Source organism: Actinomadura kijaniata NBRC 14229, from assembly GCF_001552175.1.
Taxonomy (GTDB): Bacteria; Actinomycetota; Actinomycetes; order Streptosporangiales; family Streptosporangiaceae; genus Spirillospora; species Spirillospora kijaniata.
Genome location: NZ_BCQR01000082.1, coordinates 41,013 through 50,923, shown reverse-complemented (window position 1 = coordinate 50,923; position 9,911 = coordinate 41,013). Strand labels below are relative to the sequence as shown.

The following is a 9,911-nucleotide window of genomic DNA, read 5'->3' as shown; positions in this document are numbered from 1 at the left end:
GGCGGCCCGCCCGGCCCGGTGGCCGAGCGGGCCGCCCCGGGTCAGCGGTTCAGCGGGTAGCGGCCCGATCCGTCGCGCGCGCCGTACGGCAGCCAGCCGTGCTCGCGCGCGATGCTGACCGCCTCGACACGGGTGCGCGCGCCGAGCTTGGCCTGCACGCGGGCCACGTAGTTGCGGACGGTGCCGGTCGACAGGCAGAGCTGCCCGGCGATCTCGCCGACCGTGGCGCCCTCGGCCACCGCCGCCAGCACGTCGCGTTCGCGCGGGGTCAGGGGGTTGCGGGCGGCGGCCAGCTCGGCGAGCGCCAGCCTGCCGTCCACGGCGTGCTCGCCCCGCGCGACCCGGTGGATGACGTCCACCAGGTCGGTGGGGGAGGAGTCGCGCAGGACGAAGCCGAGCGCGCCGCCGTCGACGGCGGCGCGCAGCTCGCCGGGCCGGGGCCGGTCGGCCACGACGACGACCGCGCACCGGCGCTCGGTCCGGAGCACCGCCCGCACCGCGTCGACGCCGGGCATGTCGGGCAGCTCGGTCCCCACGAGCGCGACGTCGGGGCGGTGGTGGCGGCAGGCGGCCACCAGCGCCGCGCCCGAGTCCGCCGCCTCCGCGACGGCCAGGCCGGGCTCCCCGGCGAGCAGGGCCACCAGGCCGCTGCGGAAAAGATGGAGGCGTTCGGCGATCACAATTCGGATCATTCTGCCTTCCCGAGGCTCGTTCCGTCTCGTTCTCGGAGGGGAGAGCGAAAAGGCGGGGCGGCCCCGGGAAAGCGGGGTGGGCGGGGGCTTCACAGGGGATTTGGAGATCATCTTTTTGCCGCCTTAACCGGGCTGAGTCGAGGGGGCGGCATTCAGAGTGATGGATCTTGCAGTAAACGTCAAACGCGCCGGTGCCGCCGCCGGTCACTGATTTTCGGCAAGGTCCTCCCTTCCCCGTTCTCGTACCGCCAGTAAAGACGCAGGTCGGGGCGTTACGGAGGGCTGACGGAGCGTGTCCGCCAGGAAGAGATGGCAAGGATTGCGTAAAGTGTGGCGTCCGGATCGGGCCACTTTCTGGCCGCGTGTCACTGCTTGCGCTACAATCCGCGACCCCTCATGGACTGGAGGTCCATGAGGGAGGGAAAGGCGGTCCGGAAACATTCAGGGTTTGTTCAGGAAGGCGCACTACTTGTCGCAGGGCAAAGTTGATCGAGTCCTTTGTCAAGCACTGTTTAAGGCACCGCGCATCCTGGTGGAACACGTTTTCCGAACGTCCGTTCGGGATGGCTCGGGCGACGCGTCGGCGCTTGCCGCGTCCCTTCCGTGTCCTTGGTAACCCGACGAGCATATCCACGGGAAACCTTTCCAAACTTCCTCCCGCACAACTCATTCGGGCACGCGCGCCAATGCCGCCAGTACGCCCACGTCCGGCAGGGAGCCGAGCCCCTCGACCGCCCGCACCAGCTCCGCCGCCCGGCCGCCGGGGAGCGCCCGGGCGGCGTTGAGGCGGAACTTGGTGAGCAGCTCCGCGCGCGTCAGAGGGTGCCCCGGGCCGCCCCGGGAGGAGTCGACCCGGTGCTCCAGCGTCGCGCCGCCACGGGTCCGCACCCGCAGCACGGCCGCGAACGCGGTCGGGAAGACCGCCCCGGCGCGCTCGTCGGCGACGCACGCCACCTTCGCCGCCAGCGCCAGCCGCGCGGGGTCGCGCAGCGTCTCCTCGGTGAAGTCGTCCAGATGGACGCCGAGCCCGCCGCCGCCCAGCAGCGCGGTCGCCACGGTGAACGGCCCGGAGAACTTCGCGTGGTAGGGCGTGCGCGGCCGCGCCTTCTCCTCCCGCGGCTCGGCGACGGTCCGCAGCGTCGGCGCGGGCAGCCCCAGCTCGATCGCGGCGATGTCGCCGGGGTCGAGGCCGCCGTCCCGCAGCGCCAGCGCGCAGTCGATCGCCGGATGGGTGAAGTGGTTGGACGGGTACGGCTTGTAGACGGTCCGGGGCGCCTCCCAGCGTTCGCCGAGCCCGCCCAGCAGCGCGTCGGCGTCGTACCGGCCGTCCAGCCAGGCGCGGAAGAACCCGAACCGGCCCTCCAGCACCGTGGGCGGCCCGGTGATCCCGGCCCGGGCCAGGGCCGCCGCCGCGACCCCGGCGTGCGCGGCCCAGCCGCAGTGGACGCGCTTGACGGTGCCGCCGGTGCGGTTGGCCTCGATCACCCCGGAGCCCATGCTGGCGGCGACGCCGATCGCGTCGGCGACGCCGCCGGCGTCCAGGCCGTACAGGAGCGCGGCCGCCGCGGCGGCGGCCAGCGTGCCGCAGATGGAGGTGGCGTGCTGGCCCCGCTCGAAGAACGCCGAGTTGCGGATCTCCGGCAGGTAGGACGCCATGCCGAGGCGGACGCAGATCTCGATGCCCGCCGCCACGGCCGCCAGCAGCTCCGCCCCGCCCGCGCCGGTCTCCTCGGCGGCGGCGAGCGCGGCGGGCACGACCGAGGCGCTGGGGTGCAGCACCGAGGGCAGATGGGTGTCGTCGAAGTCGAGGGCGTGCGCCAGGGTGCCGTTGACCAGGGCGGCGCCGGGCGCCGGGAGCCGGTCGGCGGTGCCGACCACCCCGGCCCGCGGCGTCCCCGCCCAGTCCCGGACGGCCACGAGGACGGCCTCGCCGGAGCCGCCCTCGGCCAGGCCCGCCAGGCAGTTGCCGAGCACGTCCAGCACGCGCCCGGTCACGTCCCCGGCGACCCGCGGCGGGACGCCCCGGTCCCGGCAGCCGACCGCGAACGCCGCCAGCTCCTGGACCGCCGTGGTGTCACCCACCGGAAGGCCGCCCCTCGCCGGGGAGCACCGCCAGCGGCCGGACGGGGGCGCCGGTCGCCCCGACGATCGGCAGCGGGTTCAGCACGAGCGCGAACTCCCGGACCCCGGTGTCCAGCAGCGCGTCCAGCCGCATGGTCTCCACGATGTTGACGCCGGACTCCACCAGCAGCACGCGGTGCACCGGCAGCGTCGCGTGCCCCCGGCCGGGCGCCAGGTGCTCGAACGCGATCGTCTCCCCGCCGACGACGCGGGGCCGCCGCCCGGCCAGCCACCGGCCCGCCGCCTCGCCCGGCCCCGGCACCCCGTCGGCGTGCCCGACGAACGCCTCCCCCTCCGCCCACCGCCGGGACCAGCCCGTCCCGACCAGCAGCGCGTCACCGGGCCGGATCGCCAGCCCCGCCGCCGCCCTCTCCAGGTCGCCCGGGGTGACCTCGTAGCCCGCCGGGAGGACGGGCACACCGTGCACGGCCGCCACGTCCAGCAGCACGCACCGCCCCACGAACGGCGGGAACCGGTCGATGCCCAGCTCGGCGAACCCCTCGTGGCCCGTGACGTCCTCCGGCCGCAGCCCGCCGTGCAGCAGGCCGTCCTGGGAGACGTGCGCCAGGGCGTCCACATGCGTCCCGACGTGCCCGCCGGTCACGATGACCTCGTTGGCGGCCGATCCGCCGTCGGGGCGCACCAGGTCGCCGTGCCGCCGCTCCAGGGCCATGCGGAACGGGGGATGGCTGGGCGACTGCGGCATGCCCCGCCGCATCGGCTGCGCCAGGTCCAGCACCCGCGCGCCGTCGAACACCCGTGACAGGTCCATGGTCAGATGACGCCCTTCTCCCTCAGCCGGTCGATCTCGGCGGGTGACAGCCCCAACCGGTCGCCGTACACCTCGGCGTTGTGCGCGCCCCTGGCCGCGCCGGTGGAGCGGATCGCGCCCGGCGTGGCCGACATCCGGAACAGCACGTTCTGCATCCGCAGCGGGCCGAGGTCCGGGTCGTCCACCGTCGTGATCGTGTCCAGCGCGCGGTACTGCGGGTCGGCGAACACGTCCCGCACGTCGTAGACCGGCGCGACCGCCGCCTCGGCCCGCTCGAACGCCCGCACCACCTCCGCGGCGTCGCGCCCGGCGATCCATCCGCCCACCTGCGCGTCCAGCAGGTCGGCGTGCGCGGCCCGCCCCGCGCCGGTGGCGAACCACGGCTCGTCGATCACCTCGGGGTGCCCGACCAGCCGCATGACCCGCTCGGCGACGCTCTGCGCGCTGGTGGACACCGCGACCCACCGGCCGTCGCGGGTCCGGTAGGTGTTGCGGGGCGCGTTGTTGACCGACCGGTTCCCGGTGCGCTCCTGCACGATCCCCAGCTGGTCCCAGGCCGTGGGCTGCGGGCCGAGCAGCGTCAGCAGCGGCTCGACGATGGCCAGGTCGATCACCTGCCCGGGGCCGCCGCGCTGCCGGTGGAACAGCGCCATCATCACCGCGTTCACGCACGTGAGCGCGGCCACCCCGTCGGCGAGGCCGAACGGCGGCAGCGTCGGCGGCCCGTCCGGCTCCCCGGTGACGGCCGCGAACCCGCTCATCGACTCGGCCAGGGTGCCGAACCCGGGCCGCCGCGCGTACGGCCCGAACTGTCCGAACCCGGTCACCCGCGCGATCACCAGCCCCGGGTTGCCGGCCCACAGCGCCTCGGGGGCCAGCCCCCACCGCTCCAGCGTCCCGGGCCGGAAGTTCTCGATCAGCACGTCCGCGCGCCCGGCCAGGCGGCGCATCAGACCGGCCCCCTCGGCGGTGCCGAGATCGCAGGTGATCGCCTTCTTGTTGCGGCCGAGCATCTTCCACCACAGGCCGTGGCCGTCCTTGGCCGGGCCGTGGGTGCGCGCCGGATCCCCCTTCACCGGGTGCTCGACCTTGACGACCTCGGCCCCGTAGTCGCCGAGCACGGTCGCCGCCAGCGGCCCGGCGAACAGGGTGGCGAGGTCGAGCACGACGACGCCGTCCAGCGGTCCGGTCACATGTCCTCCCGGGAACTCCATGGCCACTTTATGGAAACGACGTTACGCTCTACGAAACATTCCGGGAAGAAGGGGATGCGATGTCCCGGTACGACCTGCTCGTCAAGAACGGCGTCCTCGTCCTGCCGTTCCATGGGGAGATCCGCGCCGACCTGGCCGTCTCCGGAGGCCGGATCGCCGCCATCGGGGAGGACCTCGGCGACGCCGAGGAGGTGGTCGACGCCGCCGGCCGGGCGGTGCTGCCGGGCGCGGTGGACGCCCACTTCCACCTCGGCATCTACCGGGACATGGGCCTGGACGCCCGGGAGGAGACCCGCTCGTCGCTGGTCGGCGGGGCCACCACGGTGCTGTCGTACTTCCGGACCGGGCGGCACTACCTGGACCGCACCGGGCCCTACCGGGAGATCTTCCCCGAGGTGCTGGCCGCCGTCGAGGGACGGTCGTTCACCGACTACGGCTTCCACCTGGCGCCGATGACGGTCGGGCAGATCGACGAGATCCCGTCGCTGGTCGCCGAGCACGGCGTCTCGTCGTTCAAGTACTACATGTTCTACAAGGGTTTCGACCTGGCGACCGACAGCCGCGACGCCCGCGCCTTCACCATGGGCGACGAGTACGACCTGGGCCACCTGTACCTGCTGCTGGAGCGGATCGCCGCCACCCAGGAGGACCACCCCGAGCTGCGGCTGTCGCTGTCCCTGCACTGCGAGCAGTCAGAGCTGATGCGCGTGTTCGTGGACCGCGTCCGCGACGGCGGCGAGCCGCAGAACCTGCGCGCCTACTCCGAGGCCCGCCCGCCGCTGACCGAACGCGTCGCCATCGCCGAGGCCGCCGTCCTCGCCGGGCACACCGGCGCCAACGTCAACCTGCTGCACCTGTCCGGTGCCGACGCCCTGCGCGAGGCCGTCGCCGCCCGCCGGCGGCACGGCACCGACATGCGCTTCGAGGTCACCCTGCACCACCTGTGCCTGGACCACGACGCCCTGGACGCGCGCGGCGGCCTGGGCGGCAAGGTCAACCCGCCGATCCGCACCGCCGCCGACAGCGCCCACCTGTGGGAACGCGTGCGCGACGGCCAGGTGGACTGGGTCGCCTCCGACCACGCCTGCTGCATGGAGGAGCACAAGGGCGACGACCTGTGGCCCGCCCGCCCCGGCTTCGGCGGCACCGCGCTGCTGTACCCCGTCCTGATCAGCGAGGGCCACCACCGGCGGGGCATCCCGCTGACCCGCGTCGCCGAGCTGGCCTCCGCCAACCCCGCCCGCGCCTACAACCTGTGGGGCCGCAAGGGCAGCCTGGCGGTCGGCTTCGACGCCGACCTCGCCATCGTCGACATGGACCGGGAGCAACGCGTCACGGCCGACCTGCTGCTGTCGGCCCAGGACCACTGTCCGTTCGAGGGGGTGACCGTGCGGGGCTGGCCGGAGACGACGATCGTGGGCGGCCGGATCGCCTACCGCGACGGCAAGCCCGCCGACACCCCCACCGGCGCCTACCTGCACCGCGCCTGACCCGCCGCGGCGCCCGCCCGGTTGGCCGGGCGGGCGCCGGTGAAGGGCTACATGCCGTCGCCGTCCCAGCGGCCCGTGGAGCGGCTGCGGACCGGGAGGGTCGAGATGACCGGGGCCGGGATCGGGTCGCCCTGCTTCCAGGGGCGGCCCCTGCCCGGGTTGTGGGCGTGGGCGTCGGTGCGTTCGGACGGGTGCTCCAGCGCGCTCGGGTCCGTGCCCCAGTCGAACGCGGGCTCCCCGTGCCCGTGGTCATGCCCGCGCTCATGCCCGTGGCCCTGCTGGAGGCGGGCCGTGTCCAGGGCCTTGGCGATCGCCAGGACGCTCTTGTCGGGGAGCGTGCCGTGCGGGAGGAAGCCGGCGTCCGGCTCGCCCCGGGCGCGCTGGAACTCCACCGAGGCGCGCAGGTCGCGCAGGTCGCGGTCGCCGCGGGGCGGGGAGCCGGCGCCCAGGTCGTGGGAGGAGGCCGACCAGCGCGCGCGGGTGCCGCCGGGCCCCCAGTTGACGGCCTCGCCGCCCCAGCGGATCCACTCGTTCTGCGTGTACCAGTTGAACAGCTCGCCGTCGGAGCGCAGCAGCCAGGTCGCGCCGCCCTCCATGGTGGTGAAGTGGCCGTGCTTCACCCGGGCCGGGCGGAAGAAGTAGGTGCCGAGGTCCAGGGTGCCGAAGTTGTACTCCATGTGGCCCTGGACCGTGTACGCCTCCTCGAAGCACGGGTGGTGGGCCAGGCGGTGGTCGGTCCAGCCCTCCTGGGCGTGCACCAGGCGGGTGTAGAAGCCGGTGACCGGGTCCACGTGCAGGTACTTGATGAACATGCCCGGCATGGGGCCGGGGTTGGGGACCGCGTCCCACCGCATCGCCCCGCTGTCCAGGACGACGACCTGTCCGCGGGCGTCCCTCCACGCCGGGGCGCGGACGCTCTGGACGGGGTCGAAGCCCGCGTCGCCGTACTCGCGGTAGTGCAGGACGCGGCTGCCCTCCCGGAACGTGATGGCGGCGGTGGGGACGCCCCTGGGCGCGCGCACGTAGCCGCCCTTGCCGATCCGGCGGCCGCCGTAGGTCATGGTGCCTTCGAGGACGTAGTACTCGGTGTCGGCGTGGTGGATGCCCGGCCCGCGGCCCCAGTCGGTGTGGAAGTCGAGCCGCAGGGAGGAGGAGCCGTCCTCCTCGTCGACCGACAGGCGGCGTTCGCCGGCCCGGCCCTCGCCGCCGGGCAGTTCGGCGGCGTGCCGGACGTAGTCGTTCTCCTGGATCACTTCGACGTGGGGGCGCACGGTCGGCCTTTCTCGCGCAGCTCGCGCTTGAGGATCTTTCCGGAGGCGTTGCGGGGCAGGGAGTCGACGAAGGTGAGGGCGCGGGGGAGCTTGGGGCCCGACAGGCGGGCGCGGCAGTGGGCGTCCAGGGCGGCGGCGTCGGGCGCGTGGCCGGGCGCGGGCACGACGAACGCGGCGACCCGCTCGCCCCAGCGCTCGTCGGGCAGCCCGACCACGGCGGCCTCGGCGACGCCGGGGAAGGCGTGCAGGACCTCCTCCACCTCGCGCGGCGCCACGTTGACCCCGCCCGTGATGATCATGTCCGTGCGGCGGTCGACGACGCGCAGGAAGCCGTCGGCGTCGCGCGTGACGATGTCGCCGGAGGTCAGGTAGCCGTCGTCGGTGACGCAGGCGCGCGTGGCGGCCGGGTCGTCGAGGTAGCCGCTCATCAGGAACGGGGAGCGGCTGAACAGCTCGCCCGGCTCGCCGGGGGCGACGGGCGCGCCGTCGTCGTCCACGATCCGGACGTCGGTCAGGTACCAGGGCGGGCCGACCGACCCGACCCGGTGGGCGTCGGCGGGACGGCAGTTGGCGACGATGCCCGCCTCGGTCGAGCCGTACAGCTCGTGCACACCGGCCCGCGGGAACGCCTCCATCACCCACGTCTTCAACGCCGACGGCAGCGCGGCGGCGTTGAAGTAGAGCGTGTCGAGGCTGGACAGGTCGTGGTCGCGCAGGGCCGCCTCGCCCAGGGCGCGGAGCGCGTGGGCGTGCGTCGGGACCAGGAACGCCGCGTGGGCACGGTCGCGTTCGACCAGGCGCAGCAGCCGTTCGGGGTTCCACGAGCGCAGCATCGTCACGGTGCCGCCGGTCAGGACGGGCGCGTAGCCGAAGACCATCCCGGCGCCGTGGTGCATCGGCGCGACCGCGACGCTGGTGCGCCCCACGCCGAGGCCCCATTCGAGCGCCGACAGGTAGCACAGCAGGGCGCGGGCGCGGTGGCTGCTCAGCACGCCCTTGGGCGTCCCGGTCGTCCCGGCGGTGTAGTAGACCGCGAACGGGGCGAGCTCGTCCACCGGGACGCGTGGGTCGCGGGACGGCGCCGAGGCCAGCGCCGCGTCGTAGGACGGGCCGAGATCGGTCCGCCCGAGCGACAGCACGACGCGTCCGGCGGCCGCGTCGGCGACGACGCCGGACAGCGCGCCGTCCAGCACCACGGCGCGGCTGCCGGAGTGGTCGAGGACGTGGGCGGCCTCGGCGGGGGAGGAGCGCGTGCCGACCGGCACCAGCGTCAGCCCCGCCTTCGTCAGCCCGGCGATGACCTCGGGGTACTCCATCCGGTTGCCGAGCAGCACCGCCACGCGGTCGCCGGGCCGCAGCCCGCGTTCCAGCAGCGCGTTGGCCAGGCGGCTCGACCGGTCGTGCAGCCCCCGGTAGGTGAGGCGGCGGTCGCCGTCGACCACCGCGACGGCGTCCGGGGTCGCGGCCGCGAACTCCCGGACGCCTCCGGCCATGGTGAGCGGCGCGCCGCCCGGCACGATCGCCATCCCACCCCCTGTTTCCGTAAGAGAAATCTTGTTTCGTTGTGCGATACGAGCATGCGGGGCGTGGCGGTGGACGTCAAGAAGGTCTGACTTTTTCGCCGTAGCATGCCTCGCGTGACCGCCGGACCCGCCTACGCCGCCCTCGCCGCCGACCTGCGCCGCCGCATCCTCGCCGGGGAGTACCGGCCCGGGGACCGGCTCCCGGTCGAACCGGAGATGTGCGCGCGCTACGGCGTCTCCCGCAGCACCGTGCGCGAGGCGCTGCGGCTGCTGGCCAGCCAGCACCTGGTCACCACCGTGCGCGGCGTCGCCGGGGGCACCTTCGTCGCCCACCCCCGGCCCGAGCAGCTCAGCGAGCACCTGGCCACCGGGCTTGGCCTGCTCGCCGGGACCGCGCAGGTCAGCGTGGACCAGCTGCTGGAGATCCGGGAGCTGCTGGAGGTGCCCGCCGCGGGGCTGGCCGCGACCCGCCGCGACGAGGCCGACCTGGCCGCGCTGCGCGCCGCGCTGTTCGACCCGGCCGCCGTGGACCCCGCCGAGATCTACGAGCCGAACCGGCACTTCCACGCCGTCCTGCTGCGCGCCGCCGGGAACCCGCTGCTGGAGGTCGTCGCCCGCCCGGTGTTCGGGGTGCTGAACGAGCGGTTCCTGCGCGAGAACGCCCCGCCCCGCTTCTGGCACCGGGTCGACGCCGACCACCGCGAGATCCTGGCCCGCGTCGAGGCCGGGGACGAGCGCGGCGCCCGCGCGGCGGCCCGCGCGCACCTGGGGCACCTGCGCTCGACCTACCTGTCCATCGACTCCGCCGACCGGGCCGAGGGTTGACGC

At 74.5% G+C, this 9,911-nt stretch carries 8 protein-coding genes; 2 read left to right on the top strand and 6 right to left on the bottom strand.

Annotated features, from left to right (window positions below; all coding sequences use genetic code 11):
- Nucleotides 1–41 precede the first annotated feature (41 nt).
- The 4 genes from AKI01S_RS25390 to AKI01S_RS25375 all read right to left on the bottom strand — a co-directional run bounded on the left by AKI01S_RS25390 (nucleotide 42) and on the right by AKI01S_RS25375 (nucleotide 4,778).
- Nucleotides 42–692, bottom strand: coding sequence for a response regulator transcription factor (locus AKI01S_RS25390; protein WP_067823021.1), 651 nt, complete (start codon nucleotides 690–692; stop codon nucleotides 42–44).
- Between the two features lie 666 nt (nucleotides 693–1,358).
- Nucleotides 1,359–2,774, bottom strand: coding sequence for an MmgE/PrpD family protein (locus AKI01S_RS25385; RefSeq protein WP_084000229.1), 1,416 nt, complete (start codon nucleotides 2,772–2,774; stop codon nucleotides 1,359–1,361).
- Complete coding sequence (locus AKI01S_RS25380) at nucleotides 2,767–3,585, bottom strand: cyclase family protein (protein ID WP_084000227.1); 819 nt, start codon at nucleotides 3,583–3,585, stop codon at nucleotides 2,767–2,769. Before AKI01S_RS25380 ends, AKI01S_RS25385 begins: the two co-directional genes overlap by 8 nt.
- A 2-nt stretch (nucleotides 3,586–3,587) precedes the next feature.
- On the bottom strand, nucleotides 3,588–4,778 hold the full coding sequence (locus AKI01S_RS25375) for a CaiB/BaiF CoA transferase family protein (protein ID WP_245681771.1): 1,191 nt from the start codon (nucleotides 4,776–4,778) through the stop codon (nucleotides 3,588–3,590).
- An 80-nt stretch (nucleotides 4,779–4,858) separates the two neighbouring features.
- On the opposite strand from AKI01S_RS25375, the gene AKI01S_RS25370 reads away from it, so the two are divergent.
- Entirely contained in the window at nucleotides 4,859–6,289 is a 1,431-nt protein-coding gene (locus AKI01S_RS25370) for a dihydroorotase (RefSeq protein WP_067823016.1), read from the top strand.
- 47 nt (nucleotides 6,290–6,336) lie between these two features.
- On the opposite strand, the gene AKI01S_RS25365 is transcribed toward AKI01S_RS25370, so the two are convergent.
- Entirely contained in the window at nucleotides 6,337–7,560 is a 1,224-nt protein-coding gene (locus tag AKI01S_RS25365) for a DUF4437 domain-containing protein (RefSeq protein ID WP_067823013.1), read from the bottom strand.
- The gene (locus AKI01S_RS25360) at nucleotides 7,539–9,086 is read right to left on the bottom strand and encodes a class I adenylate-forming enzyme family protein (protein ID WP_084000225.1); all 1,548 of its coding nucleotides are present in this window, start codon (nucleotides 9,084–9,086) and stop codon (nucleotides 7,539–7,541) included. Before AKI01S_RS25360 ends, AKI01S_RS25365 begins: the two co-directional genes overlap by 22 nt.
- A gap of 111 nt (nucleotides 9,087–9,197) precedes the next feature.
- Between AKI01S_RS25360 and AKI01S_RS25355 the strand changes: the two genes are divergently transcribed.
- On the top strand, nucleotides 9,198–9,908 hold the full coding sequence (locus AKI01S_RS25355; protein WP_218009798.1) for a FadR/GntR family transcriptional regulator: 711 nt from the start codon (nucleotides 9,198–9,200) through the stop codon (nucleotides 9,906–9,908).
- The last annotated feature ends 3 nt before the right edge of the window (nucleotides 9,909–9,911 follow it).